Genomic DNA, 18,321 nt, shown 5'->3' on the forward strand with positions numbered 1-18,321 from the left:
TCGAGACAGTGACGATTTTTCGTTCCGGCTGTTCTGGTTTGCATTTATAGCCTAACCCTCTACAATCGAGGGAGTATTTTGCAACCCGTATGTGTGTGTGAGGCTCTGAACAATGCAGTCCCAATCGAGGATAAAAGACCTGAAACGTAAGCCTGGTCAAGGTGCCAATCTCTACAATCTGTCTTTGGGCGGGCTGATCATTATCGGTGGTTTGGTTTGGTCTTTACCCGGTAGCACCACTGGCAATTTGGAAATTGAACAATCTGCCCCCGCTCCCGTCACCCCAGCCGCTCCCCCAGCTCCGGTGAAAGCTACGGCCCCCGTGCCAGTCCAATCGACTCCGGACTCCAAGCCAGCAGCGCCTAGATTACCTGCTCCCACTATTGCACCCATTTCTAGCCAGCCAGCCCAAATACGCCAGGGTTTGCAAAAAAATAGTTACATTGATGCGGCTCCCCAGGGTACAGCGGCGGCCCCCAATCTGCCCACCCGGACAGAAGTGGAGTTCGTTCCCCGTTCTGGGCAACAGGCTCCCCTCAATACCCGTTATCCCGCCGCCAATCGCAGTGCTAACCGTGCCCCCGTGGCCCGTCAGCAATCTAGTCCGGTTAATCCCCCCAAGGCGATCACCCCCCGTCGGCAGAGCATCAATGCCCGTAATGCGGCTCCCGGTAACAATTCTGTTTCTCCCCTCAATCCTCTAAATATTCAGCCTAAAATCAGTTCCCTGGCGATCGGGCAACCAGTGGGGTCCAATCAGGTTTTCAGCCTTGATCCTATGGCCAATCGGGGTATTCAAATCGCCCTAGCTCCTTTACCGGAATACAGTAGGGCCACGGGTTTGTACTCTACCCAAGGTCAGCCCAACCAAGGGACTGATCTGATGTTCCCCGTTGCCGGCGTTAACCCCATTACCTCCGCCTTTGGTTGGCGAATTCACCCCATCAGTGGCCAAGGGCGTATGCACAATGGCACCGACATCGGCGCTCCCATGGGCACTCCTGTACTGGCCGCCTATGACGGAATAGTAGCAGCGGCCCAATGGTCCGGCGGCTATGGCTTAATGGTTACCCTACGCCACTTAGATGGAACCCAGGAATCTCGTTATGCTCACCTATCAGAAGCTTTTGTAGAAAGTGGACAACAGGTGACTCAGGGTGAAGTGATCGGTCGAGTTGGTAGCACAGGCTTCTCCACTGGGCCTCATTTGCACTTTGAATGGCGACACCTAACCAATGATGGTTGGGTTGCAGTGGATGCAGGCCCCCATTTGGAAGCCGCTTTGGCTAATTTGATGGCGGCCCAAAAATATGCCCAATCCCAAGCTGACTCCCAGCCCCAAAGTTAAACGACGGATATCTATAATTAAACAACCGATGGATTTCCCATTGTTTCAATTCCCTGAGTGCATCCAACTCGGGGATTTTTTATTTGACTATGGCAACAGCCTAGACAATTCCAACAAAATGTAATCAATGTCAATTTCCCCTACCTAAGTCGACAGAAAAAACTCCGTCGGTCATCTCGTCTTAGTTTACATTGGGGTAATTGTTCAATCACGACTAGCCAACACTCTGGCTTTGGGGTAACAGTGGTTCCAACCGGGCTCGGAAACCCAATTCCTGGAGGGATGCCACCGCAGTACCGTAATCATTCACCCAGTAGTTTTCTCCAAAACGAATGAAGTGTTTGGTTGGTCCTTCATTAATGCAAGCCACCACCGGTATTTTCATCTGTTCTTTTTGGGGGGCATGGCTTTGCAAAATTTGTTTTAGTCGGGCCTGAGTGCTGGTGTTGGCAATCTCCTGGGGAGTGAGGTCCAGCATAACCATTTTCACTTCTTCCACTGGTTCTAAATCTTCCACAATTAACTGGTATTGATCATCCCGACGGTCAACTTTGCCCCAAATCATTTGTTGACTACCTTCTATTAACACATCCTGCAAACGCTCATAGTTGGAAGGAAACACCACCGCTTCCGATTGGCCCGACATATCTTCCAAGGTTAAAAACGCCATGGGTTGACCATTTTTTTTGGTGATAATCTTTTTCACTGCTACTAAAATTGCCACTGCACTAACTTTCTGGCGGACTTTGTACTGGTCTAAATCCACCAGGTTAATGGGAGATAATAGGCGGGCAGAACGTTGTACTGATTTGAGGGGATGTTCCGAGACGTAAAAGCCCAAATGTTCCTTTTCCAGTTGTAGTTTTTCTTGCAGGGAAAATTCCGCCACTGGGGGTGCCGAAGGTTCCTGTTCAAAACCGTTATTAGCGGCTTCTTTAGCTTTAATGGATTCCCCTGCAGTTAGACTGTCAAAGATATTTAATTGCCCGGTTTCTTTCTCCTTAGCCCGCTTTTGGGCCCAGGCAATGACCAATTCTAAATCATGTAAAAGTTGGTTGCGATTAGACTGCACTCCATCGAAGGCCCCAGCCATGATTAATGTTTCGATCGCCCGACGGTTAACGACTCGTAGATCCACTTGGGTGCAGAAATCTGCTAGGGATTTAAAGCGTTTTTCTTCAGAATTATCTCGGGCGGTAATAATTTGCTCGATCGCCCCTTCGCCCAAATTTCTTACAGCGGAAAGTCCGAATAGGATAGCTTCCCCCAGAGGGGTAAAATGGCGCTGGGAACGATTGATATCGGGTGGTTCAACGGTTATGCCCATTTTTTGGCAGTTTTCCCGATATTTTTCTACCTTTTCCTGGCTGTCACTACTGGCGGTGAGTAGGGCCGCCATATATTCCACTGGATAGTTAGCCTTCAGATAAGCCGTTTGGTAGGTAACGTAAGCGTAGGCAGTGGAATGGGATTTGTTAAAACAATTGGCGGCGATCGCCCCATTGGCTAGCAGAAAATTATGGTCTTGGGGAAGACCAATATCAAATATTCTTTGCACTCCGAGGGAACGACGACCGATAACTTTAACCATAACAACAGGGATTATTGTGAAGCCTTGAGGGATTTTTTGATGCTGATTAATTAAATTAGAAACTATCCATGGTAGGCAAATCTAAAGATAAGTTTAAACCTTCTTTTCGAGTACGAAGATCATAATAAACTAATGCTTTGATCGCTTGCCAAAAAGGCACAATTAAAACACTGACAATTATTCCCAACGGAATATCAATTACAGAGCCCCAGGTCGGTTCAATATCAAGAATAATGGTGGTAAGGGAACCAATATTAGTGAACATAGAAAGGGGCAGAGTAATTAAAAAGGCTAGGAAGAAAATTAACTGTAAACTCAACACGTAACCCTTGGTTAAAGACCAACTACGACTGATGGCATTGAGGGGACTCAGGGTCGGTTCTAACGCTAAACACACATCCACCAAAGCTAAACGGGCGAAAATCCAAATGTAAACGTAAAGGGAAACCAAAGTCCAAACAATGGTTAGTAATCCTGACAATAAAATGGTCACTACGTCGGGGTTGTCCCCCATGAAAATAAAGGTGAAAAGACCAATAATAATGCCGTAACCTAGGAGAATTGGAATAAAAAAGAGGAAAAACACTAGGGATGCGAGTAGACTAACCCAGAGAAAGCGCCAAAATCTGGGCATCAACTGGATTTTGGCCGCCGCCACCGTTTCCGGTTGTTCCCCCACTTCAAAGAACACTAGCCGGGCCAATACCCCCTGGGTCGCCAATAATTTCCCCAGACAATAACCCCAGGGCACTAATAAAACGGCGATCGCCAAAACTATTATGCCTCCCACGGCGATCGGCTCCATTACCGCCGCTAGCCCAGCTATGGCTAACATCACTAACCCGGTTATGGCAAAGGGAATTAAAAGCCAAAGGTAGGATTGCCCTGCCAGCCAGAGATAGGATTTGAAATGGTCGCGGTAAACCCTGAGGCCGCCGGAAACTACATCACCGACGCTGAGCTTAATTAGGCCACCGGGGGAAGGTTGGTTAGACATAGGGGAAGGCAAAATACAGGGAGTTCTTGCTTGGATTCTACCCCGATCGCCTAAAAAGTCTGAAAAATCCGGCCAAAAATGCTGTCAATTTAGTCCAAATTTAAATATCCCCCTCTAAACAATAGGATTCGTAGAGATTGAGATACTCCATGGCGTTTTGCACTGCTTGGGGGCGTAAATTACGCTTTTCCGGAGGAAAATTGGCCAACACATTGGCCGGTTCTAGATAAAGGGCACACCAAGAAATACCAAACCAGGCTTGCCCCGTCACCAGGGAGCGGACAAATTGCACTGTGAAATTCTCCGGCAGGGCGTAGGCCGCCTTAGACATTAGTTGCACTGGGGTTGATCGCCAAAGGTCATTGCCACCCTGGGTACTGAGGGGGCCAAGAGTTTGATAATCGTCCAGGGCCAGGAGGTAACCGACAATGAATAATTCTTCCGGGGTCAAATCCCCCAAATCCATATGGGTAGGGGGTTTGTCATTTTTTCTGGCCAGGGCCACGAGGAACTGTTCGGCGTTGTTGCTGCCGTCAATATTCCAGCCCAAGGCATTAATCACTGCGGCCTTTTCCCCCAAGGGGCGATCGCCAAGGAGAAAATCTACAATGAGGGGAGACATAATCCGATACTGCTGGGCCCATTCCACGGCGGCAATGTCGGAGTAAGCTCCAGCTAAATCCGTGGAAGTCAGGGGACTATCGGCCCGGCTGGCCAGGGGGTCTAAAGCTAGAATGGAGAGCCCCGCCAGACCCAAGCTGGTAATCCAGGAGGCAACCTTTTTTGGCAATAAATGCGTCTGCATAGAAATACCTGATTCTGATTTCACCACTGTATCGGTCTAAAATTGGACTGCTTTTGCCCTAATTTGCCATGGCTACCCGTTCCCGCAAAGCCCCTTCTGCCCCTAAAAAAAGTCAAACTAACCTTTCCCAGGGTGGCAACAGCCAAAAGGTAGCCCTCAAAAAAGGCTCCAGGGTGGCCAAAATTCGTCTGCAGGAATCGGGCAAAAATTCCCAATCCCGGCGGGTATTTCCCCTCCTTGGCGATCGTTATTTTCTCGGCCGCAGTTCCAGTTGTGATATTCAACTGCAAAATCCCCTCGTGAGTCAGACCCATTGTTCCCTGCGGCGGGACCCTGACCATCCTAACCAGTTTTTTATTCGAGATGAAGGCTCTAGCAACGGCATTTATCTGCAACGTCGCCGCCTAAAAAGCTATCGTCTGCAGCATGGTGATGAAATTACCCTGGGGCCACCGGAATTGGTGGATGTGCCCAAACTTGTTTATTTCAACCCGCCGCCATTGTGGTTAAAGGGAATGCGCACTTTTTTTTCCACTGGTATTCTGTTTTTTCTCATCATCACCGGGGCGATCGCCTGGCAATGGAGCAAAATTCCCGTTAAACCCATGCCCAGTGGCGTGACGGGGCCAGTTAAGGTTTATGCCGGGGACGGGGTGACGGAAATCAATCCGGTTAAGCAAGAAATTCACCGGGAATTTGATAATTTAAGTGATTTTTCGCCCTATTTACCCCAAGCGGTCATTGCTTCGGAAGATACTCGCTTTTACTGGCATTTTGGCGTTGATCCCTACGGTTTGGGCCGAGCGATTTACATTAACCTCCAGGACAGGGATGTGAAACAGGGAGCCAGCACCCTTACTCAACAGTTGGCCCGCAGTTTGTTCAGTGAAGTAGGGCGGGAAAATACGGCGGGGCGTAAAATTCGGGAAATGTTTGTCGCCCTCAAGTTGGAAGCGGTGTATAGCAAAGACGACATTTTAAAAGCCTATTTGAATCGAGTTTACCTAGGGGCTGGTAATTACGGCTTTGAAGATGCGGCCCAGTTTTATTTCGACAAATCTGCCCAGGATTTGGATGTGGGGGAAGCGGCCACCCTAGTGGCAATGTTGCCAGCTCCCAATCTTTACAACCCCGTGCAGGATTATCAAACCTCCGTACAATTGCGGAATCGGGTTATTGAGCGCATGGCCATGTTGGGCATGATTGACGAACAGGAAGCCAACCGGGCTAGGCGATCGCGCATTCAGGTCAGTCCCAAGGCTACCCAAACCCTTTCCCAACGGCAGGCTCCCTACTTTTACGGTTACATTTTTGGCGAATTAAACCATTTACTAGGCGAAGATGTGGCCAAAGAAGGCAATTTTGTCGTGGAAACTAGCCTTAACTTAAAAATGCAGGCCCTAGCGGAAAAAAGCTTACAAAAATTCCTCACCACGGAGGGAAAAAAGTATGCGGTTTCCCAGGGGGCAGTGGTTACCCTGGACAGTCGTACCGGGGCAGTTTTGGCCATGGTGGGGGGCAAAAGTTACCGGGAAAGTCAATTTAATCGGGCGAGCCAAGCCCAACGGCAACCAGGCTCAACGTTCAAGCTTTTTGCCTACACAGCGGCGATCGCCAAGGGAGTGAGCACTAATCAGGCTTTTGAGTGTGGCCCTTTCACCTGGCAGGGTCAAAACTACAAGCCCTGTGAACGGAGCGGGGCAGCCCCGGCCATTACCTTTGCGGAAGGTTTTGCCCAATCGGAAAATGTGGTGGCCCTACGGGTGGCCCAAACGGTGGGCTTAGACGAAATTATTGCCCTGGCTAAGGATTTTGGCGTTAACTCTTCCCTGGTGAAAGAACCAGGTTTGGTGCTGGGGCAGAGTGAAGCTAGGGTGCTGGAGATGACCGGAGCCTACGGGGCGATCGCCAATGGAGGTGTTTGGAACCGGCCCCACGGCATTGTTAACATCCGGGATGGGGGGGATTGTCCCGATCCAGAGCAACTAAAAAGCTGTCGGGAAGTTTATCAGGTCAGCCAGGATGGCCGGGGACAAAAACAGGTGGTTTCTCCGGCGATCGCCGCCACCATGACCCAACTTTTACAAGCCGCTGTGACCAATGGCACAGGCAAAGCTGCGGACATTGGCTACGGAACCGCGGGCAAAACCGGCACCACGGATAAAGCAGTGGATTTATGGTTTATTGGCTTTCTGCCCCAAAAAAATCTGGTCACCGGCATTTGGTTAGGCAATGACGACAGTAGTCCCACCCAAGGCAGTAGTGGTCTGGCCGCTACCCTTTGGGGTCAATATATGCGACAAATTGCTTCCTTGTAGTTAACTGGGTTGATCAAAAAGCTTGTTTAAAAAGTCATGGTCCGCCCCCTAAATCGACCCACTAAAGCTCCGGCTCTGGCAAGTTTGGGGGAATTTGAACACTGTTCCCCCCAGAGTTGGGGGGCTAGGGGGGCTTTTAAAACACGTTCTAAACCTTGGCCAGGATGAAAACATTGCCTTCATTACCACGGCTGATGCGTAAATCTTCGTCTAAATAGGTGATTTCTAGCCAAGCGGCATTGTCCCGACCGGGCAAATTAAAATCCGCTGGCAGAAAGCGTTTGCCCGTGGAAATTTGTTGGATGAATTTTAAAGGAGATTGATAATTGAGGATTTTTTGTAGGCCGAGAATGGAACGCTCAAATTTGACTTCAATGCGTTTGTCGGAAACAGGGATAAAGGAAGCCACCACGGACACTAAACTTTCCAAGAAAGGGATGCCTTCAATTTCCGCCAAATTTACCACCCTTGACCCCGCCACGTCTATGTACTGATAAATTTGCCCTAATTGCAAAAGGGGAAGGCGATTCAAGCCCAAAATACTTTGGCTGCTGGTGTAGAGGAGTCGCCAATTACCATCCAGCAAATTTTTCTCCTGGAGTGGTTTGGGATGGGGATTATAGTCTTCCAATTTTTCCACCGCAGAAAGGATGGCCACCCGGTCCCGATCTGATGCCAATAGCCCCCGGTTTTTGCCGGCGATCGCCTCTAGGAGATTGGTTTTAAAATCCATATTGGCATCCATACTATTGGGCACGCTAAATCCGTTAAAAATTTTATTGGGTAGTTACACCAATTATCCCATGTTGGCCGGGACTGGCGATCGGGATTCCCAGAGCATAAAGAACCTAGGCTGATTGCAACCAATTGAGGGTTTCAGGAAAACGGGGAATGGACTGAATTAATTTTTTGGTGTAAGCGCTCTGGGGATTTTCGATAATTTCCTGGGCCGTATTGATGGGTTCCGCCAGTTGCCCCCGGTTCATCACCATAATGCGATCGCCCATGAAACGAACAACGCTCAAATCATGGGAAATAAAAATATAGGTCAGTTGTAAATCCCGTTGTAATTCCTTCAGCAGATTTAATACCTGGGCTTGCACCGACACATCCAGGGCAGAAACGGACTCGTCACAAATGATAAAACGGGGATTGAGCGCCAAGGCCCGAGCAATGCAAATCCGTTGCCGTTGGCCCCCAGACAATTCGTGGGGATAGCGGTTAAACCATTGGGGACTAATACCCACCCGTTCCAACAGTTCCGCCACCCGTTGCCGTTGCTGCTTAGTGGATTGTTTAGGCTCGTGAATAATCAGTGGCTCTTGGATGGCCCGACCAATGGTCATGCGGGGATTAAGGGAATTGTAGGGATTTTGGAAAATAATTTGCATTTCCCGCCGTAAACGTCGCCATTGTTGGGATTTTTCCGGTAAAGCAGCCACATTTTGTCCATCAAAGATAATTCGACCCGTTTGAATGGGAGTTAAGCGCAATAAAGCCCGAGCTAAGGTGGATTTACCGCAACCGGATTCCCCCACTAACCCCAGGGTTTCCCCCGGATAAACCTGGAAGGAAACATCATTAACTGCTTTGAAAACGGATTTTTTCCCAAATAGTCCCCCCTGCCCGTAACTAACGGTTAGGTTTTGCACTTCCAGCAGAGGGGGTTTGGCTTGCAATTGAGCCAGGCGATCGCTTTCCTGGGCCGGAGTAATAACTTGATAACTGGGAGGCGGACCATCAGCATTGAGAAAATCCCCCACCGTGGGCAAATGGTCTAACTGTATTTCCAAGCGAGGACGACAGGCCAATAAACCTTTGGTGTAGGGATGTTGAGGACTATGCAAAATCTGTTCCTTTAGCCCCTGCTCAACAATTTCCCCCCGGTACATCACCGCCACCCGGTCCGCAATTTCGTTAATCACCCCCAAATCATGGGAAATAAAAATTAGGGACATTTCCTGATGTTGTTTGCACAAATCCCGCAGGAGCCGCAAAATTTCCGCCTGCACTGTCACATCCAAAGCAGTGGTTGGTTCATCGGCAATGAGTAGTCGGGGATTGGCGGAAATGGCCATGGCAATCATCACCCGTTGCAGTTGGCCGCCGGATAGTTCATGGGGATAACGTTTGAGAAAACTTTGTTTCCGCTGTTGGATATAACTAGCTAAATTTTGGGTTACTTTGCCCCTAGGCTGGGCCTGTTCTTGGGCTAAAAATTCTTCTTCCAGCACTTCATCTTTGGGCAATACCCTCACTTCCTGCAAAAGGGCGATCGCCTGGTTTTGAGCTTCTTCCTGGGTAACGTTTTGGTGGAGGCGAATTGCTTCAATAATTTGAAAGCCAATGGTATAAACCGGATTAAGGGAACTCATTGGCTCCTGGAAAATCATGGCAATTTTGCCGCCCCGGTACTGACGCTTGTCCCCCTCTGGCAGAGCAACTAGGTTGACAGGGGAACTCTGGGCCTGGGCAAAAAAATCAATTTCACTGCTAGGTTCCACCCAGCCTGGCTTGGGCACCAACCCCATAATGCCCAGGGAAGTGACGGATTTACCGGAACCAGATTCCCCCACAATGCCGAGGATTTCCCCCCGCTCTAACTCAAAATCAACCCCTTTGACGGCCAACAATTTTTCCCTGGTATCAGCATCGGGGAAAGCAATTTCCAGTTGACGCACAGCCAAAATCAGGTCATTCATAGATGTTTGGAGACGGGGAAAGTCGCTAACGGCAGGTGGTGACAGTTCTTTTGCAGGGACATCATCAAAACAGACAAAATGTGTCCTAAGATTCGCCACTCAAACTCTAGCAAACAGAGCCGCAAAAACCACGGTAGCGTCAATTTCCCCTTACCTCCATCGACATACCTTAACCTTTAATCGGACTCCACCGGGACAAAATCCAAATGGTTAAATAGGGTGGTGACAAAGCTAAACAGTAAAAATGGCAACGAAAGCACCAAGACCAGACCCACTGTGGCTAGGGCATAGACCGGCCGGGTACTACTGGCCAGGGCCAAGGCGGATGCGAGGGAAAGGAAAATTACAATTAGCCAGACAATGATTTGGCCATAAATATCCCCAAAGGATAGGGTACAGACCATGCGATATTTGGGTAAGTCTCTTTCCATCATTGAAAAATCCTCTGTTGTGTATGGGGAAACGTCAACCCCTGCCAGGGCTAATAACATTGACCAATGGTCAAAGCGGCAATTGGCCAAAATTCTAAAGGATATTTCCGTTAATGATGTTAAGTTTTGAGACAGGGTTAATTGGGGATTAAATTTTGTCCCTGCCCCAAAGCCCAAAACCATTGTTGTTATTATGCTGGGAGTCCATGCGGCGATCGCCAAAGGTTTGTCCTAGAGTTCTTGAATCTTAAAAATTTCTCCATTCTCCATTTCCATGAAACGACGAAAATTTATTCGTACCGCTGGAGCCGGGTTGCTGGCCGTTGCTGGAGTCCAAATTGGCGATCGACTCAGACCAGCCACCGCCCAAGCTAGCTCTGGTTTACAGGTGGAGTGGTTGGGCCATAGCGCTTTCCTCTTTTCGGCTAACGGTTTCCGGATCTTGGCTAATCCTTTCCGGGCCATCGGTTGCACTAAGGGATTTCGTTTGCCCAAGGTGCAGGCAGATTTAGTCCTCATTAGCTCCCAACTGTGGGATGAAGGGGCAGCGGAGAATTTACCGGGAAACCCGAGAATTTTGTTTGAACCGGGCAGTTACGACATTGGCGGCATCCAATTCCAGGGCATCAGTGCGCCCCACGATCGCCTGGGAGGAAGAAGATTTGGCCAAAATGTGGTCTGGCGTTGGAGTCAGGGAGGAATTCGGATAGTACATATGGGGGGAGCCGCTTCTCCCATCACCGAAGAACAAAAAATCCTTTTGGGCAGCCCCGACCTAGCCCTAATTCCCGTGGGGGGCGGGCCCAAAAATTACGACGCCGCCGAAGCCAAGGCCGCCATGGCCATACTCAATCCCCGCATGGTAGTGCCCACCCAATACGCCACCCCCGCCGCTGACCGGGGCAACTGTGACCTCCAGACCCTGCAACCGTTTTTGGATTTGGTGGAAGGCATGAATGTCCAACGCATCAATGGCAATAGCCTTTCCCTCCGGGCCAATAATCTCCCGGCGGAAGGGACCCTAATCCGCATCTTCAGTGAACAAGGATTGTTGGTTTAGGGAGCTTTGGTAAACCTTCAAAGAAGGAGCTCGGACTTTTTAGCAGACTTTCTAAGAGCCTGTTTTAAAAGCCCCCCTGACCCCCCAAATTTTGGGGGAAACTGAGTGAAAGTCCCCCATATTGCCGGAGCTTTAGTGGGTCGATTTAGGGGGCGGAATAAAACTTTCCAAACACGTTCTAAAGGGAACTTTGGGCCGCTTTTCGTTGCTCCGCTAGATAAGTAAATACGGACTTATCGCCAATATCTGGGTCAAGGGGTTGCATTACCTTTCTGGCCACAAAGATGAGAAATAGAACGCTGGCTGAGACCAGTCCCCCTTTGGCCACGGTCAACGGCAATATTCCGGCCAAATGTCCCAACAGTAACAACGGAATAATGGCGGTTAGAAATTTAGTTTCCAAACGATTAAAACAAAATGCTTCCTTGAAGAAAATTCCCGTCAGGGCGGCAAAAGTAAAGCCGATCCCAAGAATGGTCCAGGGTTGATCATAGACTGTAGTCACTAGAATCCCTGGGTAGGCAAAACTGAAATAGAGGGCCGCCGTGGTACCGATCGCCCAAAAAATTTGCAAAGTGCGGTGGAGCACCGCTAGGTAAATGTGAATGGTCCAGAGACTCAACCCCAAACCCCCGGTCATCAGCCAAAAACAAGCCGTGGCTAGGTGAAAGTTAACTGCCAAAGGCTGAAAAGGTTGGGCTAAAGCTAGGGCCACCCCCAAACTAAATCCCCCGGCCGCCAAAGCTAGCCCCGTGCGGTAGAGAATTACTTCCCGGCGATCGTGGTCATTGACGGTGAAGGGGCCAAATTGCCCTTGGTAGGTGGGGTTAACAGAGGTACTTTCTCGCATAATCGTTGCTCCAGAATCAGCACAGTTCAGACCATTTTCAGCCATGGATAACCATTAATCCTAATTATCCCAGGCCTCCCCCTCCATCAGGGGATTTTATGGCGATCGCCATTGCTATTGGTACCAAAACAAGGATAGAATCTATGCAATCTAAAACTTAAATTACATAACTAAAGGTAAATGATTGCCAAACTATTATTCGGGCCTGATTGGTCTGGGTTTGTGCTGGTCTAAACGAATAAATAAGGAGGAGCGGGCCATGGTCGCCCTAGAGGCTTGTATTTTTGTGACTGTGATCATCGGCTTTTTAGGTCTGATTTATAAATCTAATGTGTTTATGAAAATCATTGCCATGGACGTGATGGGCACTGGAGTCATTGCCTACTATTGCCTGATCGCTTCCCGCACTGGCTTTCTTACTCCTATTGTCACTAGCCAGGAATCCACCATTCCCTATGCCGATCCCGTTCCCCAAGCAGTTATCCTCACAGCCATTGTGATTGGTCTATCGATTCAGGCGTTGATGTTGGTGGCCACCATGAAACTGGCCCGGGAAAATCCCACCCTAGAAGTAAAGGCGATTGAAAAACAGTACTGGCCATGACCCTATTTGCAGTTTCAGCGGAATTTAATGCGGCGCCCTGGGCCACGGTGGTCATTTGCTTGGCTTTGATGGCGGGCTTCACTGGCTATTTATTGCCTGCCACCATTCGTTTTTTGACTTTGGCCGTCTGTTTTGGCACTGGATTTTTAGCCTATTTGGGATTTTCTTTGCCGGAAGCCCAGTCTTGGTATTTGTTAGACAGTTTTGGCGTTGTTTTTCAACTGGATGCCCTATCGGGTTATTTCCTCTTGACCAATGCCCTGGTGACTTTGGCGGTGTTGGTCTATTGCTGGAATACCGGCCGCTCAGCCTTTTTTTATGCCCAACTGATCATTCTCCACGCTAGCCTTAATTCCGCTTTTCTTTGTGCGGATTTTATGAGTCTTTATGTGGCCCTGGAAGTGGTGGCGATCGCCGCTTTTTGCCTGATGACCTATCCTAGGGAACCCCGAATTATTTGGCTGGGACTGCGCTATCTACTGCTGAGCAACACTGCCATGTTGTTTTATTTAATCGGGGTAGCACTGGTTTATAAAACTAATCAATCCTTTGCTTTTAGCGGTTTAACCCAAGCTCCCCCAGAGGCGATCGCCCTGATATTTTTGGGATTGTTGACCAAAGGGGGCATTTTTTTGGCGGGACTGTGGTTGCCCCAAACCCATGGGGAAGCGGCCACACCAGTTTCGGCCATGCTATCAGGGGCAGTGGTTAAAGCAGGAGCTTTGCCCCTATTGCGCTGTGCTTTATTGTCCGATCAACTACTATTATTAGTACAAATTTTGGGGGTAGCCACGGCGTTATTTGGAGTGGTCTATGCCATGCTGGCCAAGGACAGTAAGCGAATGTTAGCATTTCACACCGTTTCCCAAATGGGCTTTGTGTTGGCGGCCCCCATTGCTGGCGGTTTTTATGCTCTCAGCCACGGTTTAGTGAAATCTAGCCTCTTCCTGTTGGCGGGGAATTTGCCCAGTCGGGACTTCAAAGTTCTGAAGAAAACTCCCATTGCCGCTGGTTTTTGGGTTCCCCTGCTTCTGGCCAGTTCTTCCATTGCCGGTTTTCCCCTACTGGCGGGCTTTGAAGCGAAAACCCTGACCCTCAAAGGATTGCCCCCCTGGTTGGCGATCGCCTTAAACATTGCCGCGGTGGGTACAGCCATTTCCTTTTCCAAATTCGTTTTCCTGAAACCAACCTTTGTCGGTAAAACCTATCCCCTGGGCTTAGGCCTAGCGTTGGTGGTGTTACTCGGCGGTTTGGCCGTGGGTAATGTGGTTTACTGGCAAGCCTTTACCCCCAGTAATTTAATCAAAGCTACCCTGACCTGCGTGGTGGGGGCAGGACTATATTGGGTCGTGGTCAAAAGGCTAACCCTAAAACTGCCCGATGAAGGAGAACAGGTTGACCATCTGCTCGGCATGATGAGCATCAGTTTAACCATTCTCTTTGCCTGGATTTTAGTATGACTACTTTTGCCACTACTACAACTCAGACTCTGGGGTTTAGCCATCCCATTGGGCAAAGAACGATGGCATTTGATAACCTGGGGAGATTAATCAAACTGAGGGAGGTGGGTAATGTTAGGGCCAGAAGCCTGTATTTTCGCAGCCGTAATGATTGGTTTTTTAGGCTTAATTTATAAGCGTAATTTACTGATGAAAATAGTGGCTATGGATGTAATTAGCACCGGAGTAATTGCCTATTATTGTCTCGTTGCTGCCCGCACCGGAATCACTACCCCCATTGTGGGAGCGGAAGTTTCCTCTGACCCCATACAATACGCCGATCCCTTGCCCCAGGCAGTCATTCTCACAGCCATTGTTATTGGCTTCTCTACCCAAATTTTAATGTTGGTCATTGCCATGAAGTTAGCCAAGGAAAACCCCACTTTAGAAATTGCCGCCATCGAAAGGGAATATTGGTCTTAATCGAAGTTAATTTATTGTTTAACATCAGGCTTTTAAACCCATTTTTTCCATGAATTTTCCCACGGCGATCGCCCCTAACAATTTATTAATTGCCATCGTCGCCCTCCTGGTCTTGGCACTGATGGGAGCCTTTGGGGGCTATCTGTTTCGTCCCCTGGTGCGGCCCTCGGCCCTACTGATGACCCTGGGCACCATTCTCTTGGCAGCGGTGGGTTTTGCCCTCCCCAATGCCCAGCAATGGCAGTTAATGGATAGGTTTGGCATTCTCTTGCAGTTGGACAATTTAGGGAGTTACTTTCTGCTTACCAATGGTTTAGTTACCCTAGCGGTGTTACTTTACTGTTGGGCTTCCCCAAGGACAACCTTTTTTTATGTCCAATTAATGGTACTCCACGTTAGTCTCAATGCTGCTTTTTTATCTACGGATTTAATCAGTTTATACGTCTGTTTAGAGGTGGTGGGTTTATCTTCCTTTTTATTAATTATTTACCCCCGCCAGGCCGCCAGCAGTTGGATTGGGTTGCGTTATTTGTTTGTTACCAACACGGCCTTGTTGTTTTATTTAATCGGGGTGATGTTGGTTTATCAGGCCACTAACTCCCTGGATTTCCAAGGTTTAGCCACTGCCCCCTACGAGGCGATCGCCCTTATTTTTTTAGGACTGTTAATTAAGGGGGAAATTTTTCTTTCTGGGTTATGGTCACCCCAAACCAGTAGCATTGCCAGTGCTCCTGTGGCGGCCCTGTTGTCGGGCATTGTGGTTAAAGCGGGAATTTTACCCCTGTTGCGCTTTGCTTCCCTGTCGGAAAGATTGGCCATGATGGTGTGGGGTCTGGCCATTGCCACCGCTCTGTTGGGCATGGGCTTGGGCATGTTTGCCAGGGATAGTCGGCGCATTTTGGCCTACAGCACCATTTCCCAAATGGGTTTTATTTTGGTAGCCCCGGCGGTGGGGGGATTGTATGCGTTGACCCATGGCTTAGCTAAGGCTTGCCTATTTTTGTTGGTGGGCAGTCTGCCGGAACGAGATTTGGATAAACTCCAGGCCCAACCTATTTCCTACAAATTATGGTTGCCCATGGTATTGGCCAGTTCCTCTATCATTGGCTTACCCATCCTGGCGGGCTTTGAAGCTAAAACCCTGACCCTGGAGACCCTCAGCCTCAATGAACTGCCCTGGACGGGAATTTTAATGAACTTGGCGGGGGTGGGCACAGCAATTATTTTGGCCAAATTTATTTTCCTCATCCCTAGCTTTGACAAGAATGTTGACCTGGACAAATCCCCCTGGGGCCTGTTTTTAGCGGTGCTTCTTCTGCTGGGGGCTTTAACCTTGGGCAATGTCATTTATCCCGAAGCTTTTTCCATGGAGAACGGCATCAAAGCCACCGCTAGTTTTCTGCTGGGTTCAGCCATTTACTGGTGGGGTTTGCGGAAAATTCCTTGGCAACCACCTGATTGGGGGGAACGCTTGGATCATCTGATCGGCACCATGGCCATAATGTTGATGTTACTTTTCAGCTCGGTATTAATATGACTGGACTCCTTGATATTGGTTTACGGCTGGGCATTTGGTTTTTGTTAACGGGCAATCTCCGTCCGGGCAATATTCTCATCGGCCTGATCGTGGCCCTGTTAATTCCCCGTCGACCCATACCTCCCTATGTTTTGCGGGATGGGCTGAGGGTATTTAAGGAAATTCTGCTGGCCATTCCCCAGGCTTACATCGAAGCTTGGCAAATGATTCTCCAGCCCCACACCAGAACGTGGGTTGAACGGCAGGAATTTTCCCCCCAACGAACTAGGGGGCTAATTTTTCTGGATATTTTCCTAATTACCTTTACCCCCAAAACCCTGGTGCTGAAATACCACGAAGAGGGATGGTACGAAATTCATTATCTTGGCCCCAAGAAGGAAGAAAAATGACTGTTCTACTCTGGACTATGTTACTGGCGGTGTTTATTCCGCTCTTGGCCACCCTGCAACGGGGCAATATTTGGGTGAAAATGCTCTCCTTTGCCAGTGTTGCCACTAAAACATCAATCATCATTTTGGTGGTGTCGGTGTTGCGGGACGATTGGATGATTGGCATGGTGGGGGTTTTAATTCTCAGTGCCGGTAATGCGGCTTTGATGCTTTTGGCCCAATTAATTCGCCGGATGGAGGCCCTATGATCACCACCATCATTAACTGGCTGACTAACGGTTTTCTGGCCATGGGCATTCTTTTTTGGCTCTTTGGTACTTTTCCCCTACTTCAAAGTCGGCGATCGGTCATTACTAAACTCCATCTGCTAACGGTGTCGGACACCCTCGGCTCCATGGCGATCGTGGTGGGGCTATTTCTGAAACTGCCCCGGGAATGGCCCCTCCTGCTCTTAGCTATCATTTGTCTTTGTCTATGGAATACCATTCTGGGTTACGTGTTGGCCTACTGTGCCACCGGGGAGAAGCGCACTAATGTTTAATTTGGCAGACCAAACGGAAATTTTAGCTTTTACCCCCCTATTGCCTTTTTGCGCTTTGTTGGTGGTAATTCAAGGCAATCCCTACCAGGCCTTGGTAATGCGGGGGATTTTGGGGGCGGTGGCGGCCCTGATTTATACACTGTTGGGAGCAGCGGATGTGGCCTTGACAGAGGCGTTGGTGGGAACCATGTTATCCGTTACCCTGTTTGCAGTGGCGGTGCGGTCTTCCCTGGTGCTGCGTTTAGGGGTCATTGCTCCCCCCGATGGTGATGACGGCAAAAAATTGATTGCCCCAGAAGATGAACAGGCTATTACCCAGGCGATCGCCCCTTACCATTTGCGGTTAGAAATTATTGCCTATGAAGATTTAGCCAGTTTGACGGAAGCTTGGCAAACCCGGGCTATCCATTGTTGGTATGAAGCCGATGTGGCCATTTTAAATACCCCCGTGGTGCGGTTGCAGGAAATTCTCGCTCCGGCCCTAGTGTCCCAGGCGATCGCCGTTAAATTTGTGCCTGCTAGTACCAGTCCTGTTCCCCCTCTATACTCCCCGGAGGTTGCCCAATGAAAATTGTTTACCTAATTGCGGCCCTATTGTTCTACGCCAAAATGTTGTTCATCACGGGCAATGCTGTAGAACCATTAGAAGAAGTGGCGGTGGTGGAGAATTTGCTAGAGCAAACGGGAGCGCCCAATGTGGTGTCGGGGATTATTTTCCGCAATCGTTTGTACGACACCATGCTGGAGGTGGTGGTGTTTACCATTGCCATTATGGGGGTGCGCTTTTTGATGGCGGAGGAAAAGCCGGCCGCTATGGTCTATCAAGTGAGCGATGCTCCGTCGGTGGTGCTGGCCCGATTGGGGGCCATGATTGCCCTGCTGATTGGCATAGAATTGGCCATCCGGGGTCACCTTAGTCCGGGGGGAGGCTTTGCGGCCGGGGTAGCGGGGGGAACCGCCATTGGTCTAGTGGCCATTATTTCTTCGCCGGAATGGTTGCATCAACTGTACGAAAAATGGCAAGCCGCCAAGGTAGAAAAGTTATCGGTGTTGATTTTCCTCGTTCTGGCCGCCCTGAGTTTGCTGGGCATTAATTTTCCCTTGGATAATGCGGGCTGGATTCCTCTGTTGAACATGGTGGTGGCCCTAAAAGTGGCGATCGGTTCCTGGGGAGCGATTTTGGTCTTTATCCGCTATCGGGGGTTATTGTGAGTTGAGATGCGTTG

19 protein-coding genes are annotated in these 18,321 nt (G+C 49.3%); 12 read left to right on the forward strand and 7 right to left on the reverse strand.

From position 1 onward, the window contains the following. Positions 1–112: 112 nt before the first annotated feature. A complete protein-coding gene (locus H6G46_RS12555; protein WP_010871870.1) occupies positions 113–1,348 on the forward strand; it encodes a M23 family metallopeptidase in 1,236 nt (411 codons plus the stop codon). A gap of 214 nt (positions 1,349–1,562) precedes the next feature. On the opposite strand, the gene H6G46_RS12560 is transcribed toward H6G46_RS12555, so the two are convergent. The 3 genes from H6G46_RS12560 to H6G46_RS12570 all read right to left on the reverse strand — a co-directional run bounded on the left by H6G46_RS12560 (position 1,563) and on the right by H6G46_RS12570 (position 4,741). Beyond that, positions 1,563–2,939, reverse strand: a complete 1,377-nt coding sequence (locus H6G46_RS12560) for a trans-splicing intein-formed DNA polymerase III subunit alpha C-terminal partner DnaE-C (protein ID WP_010871871.1) — start codon at positions 2,937–2,939, stop codon at positions 1,563–1,565. Positions 2,940–2,994: 55 nt separating this feature from the next. Continuing rightward, on the reverse strand, positions 2,995–3,936 hold the full coding sequence (locus tag H6G46_RS12565) for a hypothetical protein (protein WP_010871872.1): 942 nt from the start codon (positions 3,934–3,936) through the stop codon (positions 2,995–2,997). Between the two features lie 100 nt (positions 3,937–4,036). Then, positions 4,037–4,741, reverse strand: coding sequence for a hypothetical protein (locus H6G46_RS12570; protein ID WP_020861500.1), 705 nt, complete (start codon positions 4,739–4,741; stop codon positions 4,037–4,039). 68 nt (positions 4,742–4,809) lie between these two features. On the opposite strand from H6G46_RS12570, the gene H6G46_RS12575 reads away from it, so the two are divergent. Then, positions 4,810–7,059 carry a PBP1A family penicillin-binding protein gene (locus H6G46_RS12575; RefSeq protein ID WP_010871874.1) on the forward strand — a complete coding sequence of 750 codons (2,250 nt, stop codon included), beginning with the start codon at positions 4,810–4,812 and terminating at the stop codon, positions 7,057–7,059. Between the two features lie 148 nt (positions 7,060–7,207). On the opposite strand, the gene H6G46_RS12580 is transcribed toward H6G46_RS12575, so the two are convergent. From H6G46_RS12580 to H6G46_RS12590, 3 genes are all read right to left on the reverse strand, one after another. After that, a complete protein-coding gene (locus tag H6G46_RS12580) occupies positions 7,208–7,816 on the reverse strand; it encodes a PAP/fibrillin family protein (protein WP_010871875.1) in 609 nt (202 codons plus the stop codon). A 91-nt stretch (positions 7,817–7,907) separates the two neighbouring features. After that, on the reverse strand, positions 7,908–9,860 hold the full coding sequence (locus H6G46_RS12585; protein ID WP_010871876.1) for an ABC transporter ATP-binding protein: 1,953 nt from the start codon (positions 9,858–9,860) through the stop codon (positions 7,908–7,910). Positions 9,861–9,937: 77 nt separating this feature from the next. After that, positions 9,938–10,192: a hypothetical protein gene (locus tag H6G46_RS12590; RefSeq protein WP_038531201.1), complete on the reverse strand. Its 255-nt coding sequence runs from the start codon at positions 10,190–10,192 to the stop codon at positions 9,938–9,940. Positions 10,193–10,466: 274 nt separating this feature from the next. Between H6G46_RS12590 and H6G46_RS12595 the strand changes: the two genes are divergently transcribed. Next, positions 10,467–11,252, forward strand: coding sequence for an MBL fold metallo-hydrolase (locus tag H6G46_RS12595; RefSeq protein ID WP_010871878.1), 786 nt, complete (start codon positions 10,467–10,469; stop codon positions 11,250–11,252). A 178-nt stretch (positions 11,253–11,430) separates the two neighbouring features. Here the strand turns inward: H6G46_RS12595 and H6G46_RS12600 are convergent, their stop codons facing one another. After that, complete coding sequence (locus H6G46_RS12600) at positions 11,431–12,147, reverse strand: DUF2301 domain-containing membrane protein (protein ID WP_010871879.1); 717 nt, start codon at positions 12,145–12,147, stop codon at positions 11,431–11,433. 214 nt (positions 12,148–12,361) lie between these two features. Here H6G46_RS12600 and H6G46_RS12605 point away from each other — a divergent pair, with 214 nt between their 5' ends. The 9 genes from H6G46_RS12605 (at position 12,362) to H6G46_RS12645 (ending at position 18,307) form a co-directional block, all read left to right on the forward strand. After that, positions 12,362–12,706: an NADH-quinone oxidoreductase subunit K gene (locus tag H6G46_RS12605; RefSeq protein WP_010871880.1), complete on the forward strand. Its 345-nt coding sequence runs from the start codon at positions 12,362–12,364 to the stop codon at positions 12,704–12,706. Continuing rightward, the gene (locus H6G46_RS12610; protein ID WP_010871881.1) at positions 12,703–14,166 is read left to right on the forward strand and encodes a cation:proton antiporter; all 1,464 of its coding nucleotides are present in this window, start codon (positions 12,703–12,705) and stop codon (positions 14,164–14,166) included. Before H6G46_RS12605 ends, H6G46_RS12610 begins: the two co-directional genes overlap by 4 nt. Positions 14,167–14,277: 111 nt before the next feature. Continuing rightward, entirely contained in the window at positions 14,278–14,628 is a 351-nt protein-coding gene (locus tag H6G46_RS12615; RefSeq protein WP_010871882.1) for a cation:proton antiporter subunit C, read from the forward strand. A 49-nt stretch (positions 14,629–14,677) separates the two neighbouring features. Beyond that, entirely contained in the window at positions 14,678–16,165 is a 1,488-nt protein-coding gene (locus H6G46_RS12620) for a cation:proton antiporter (RefSeq protein ID WP_010871883.1), read from the forward strand. After that, a complete protein-coding gene (locus tag H6G46_RS12625; protein WP_010871884.1) occupies positions 16,162–16,554 on the forward strand; it encodes a Na+/H+ antiporter subunit E in 393 nt (130 codons plus the stop codon). Before H6G46_RS12620 ends, H6G46_RS12625 begins: the two co-directional genes overlap by 4 nt. Next, complete coding sequence (locus H6G46_RS12630) at positions 16,509–16,802, forward strand: hypothetical protein (protein WP_010871885.1); 294 nt, start codon at positions 16,509–16,511, stop codon at positions 16,800–16,802. The genes H6G46_RS12625 and H6G46_RS12630 overlap by 46 nt, the downstream gene beginning before the upstream one ends. Then, positions 16,799–17,095, forward strand: coding sequence for a monovalent cation/H(+) antiporter subunit G (locus H6G46_RS12635; protein WP_010871886.1), 297 nt, complete (start codon positions 16,799–16,801; stop codon positions 17,093–17,095). Before H6G46_RS12630 ends, H6G46_RS12635 begins: the two co-directional genes overlap by 4 nt. Continuing rightward, positions 17,064–17,663, forward strand: coding sequence for a DUF4040 domain-containing protein (locus tag H6G46_RS12640; RefSeq protein ID WP_010871887.1), 600 nt, complete (start codon positions 17,064–17,066; stop codon positions 17,661–17,663). The genes H6G46_RS12635 and H6G46_RS12640 overlap by 32 nt, the downstream gene beginning before the upstream one ends. Then, complete coding sequence (locus H6G46_RS12645) at positions 17,660–18,307, forward strand: Na(+)/H(+) antiporter subunit B (RefSeq protein ID WP_010871888.1); 648 nt, start codon at positions 17,660–17,662, stop codon at positions 18,305–18,307. The genes H6G46_RS12640 and H6G46_RS12645 overlap by 4 nt, the downstream gene beginning before the upstream one ends. Positions 18,308–18,321: the final 14 nt, after the last annotated feature.

It is taken from the genome of Synechocystis sp. FACHB-908 (assembly GCF_014698595.1).
Taxonomy (GTDB): domain Bacteria; phylum Cyanobacteriota; class Cyanobacteriia; order Cyanobacteriales; family Microcystaceae; genus Synechocystis.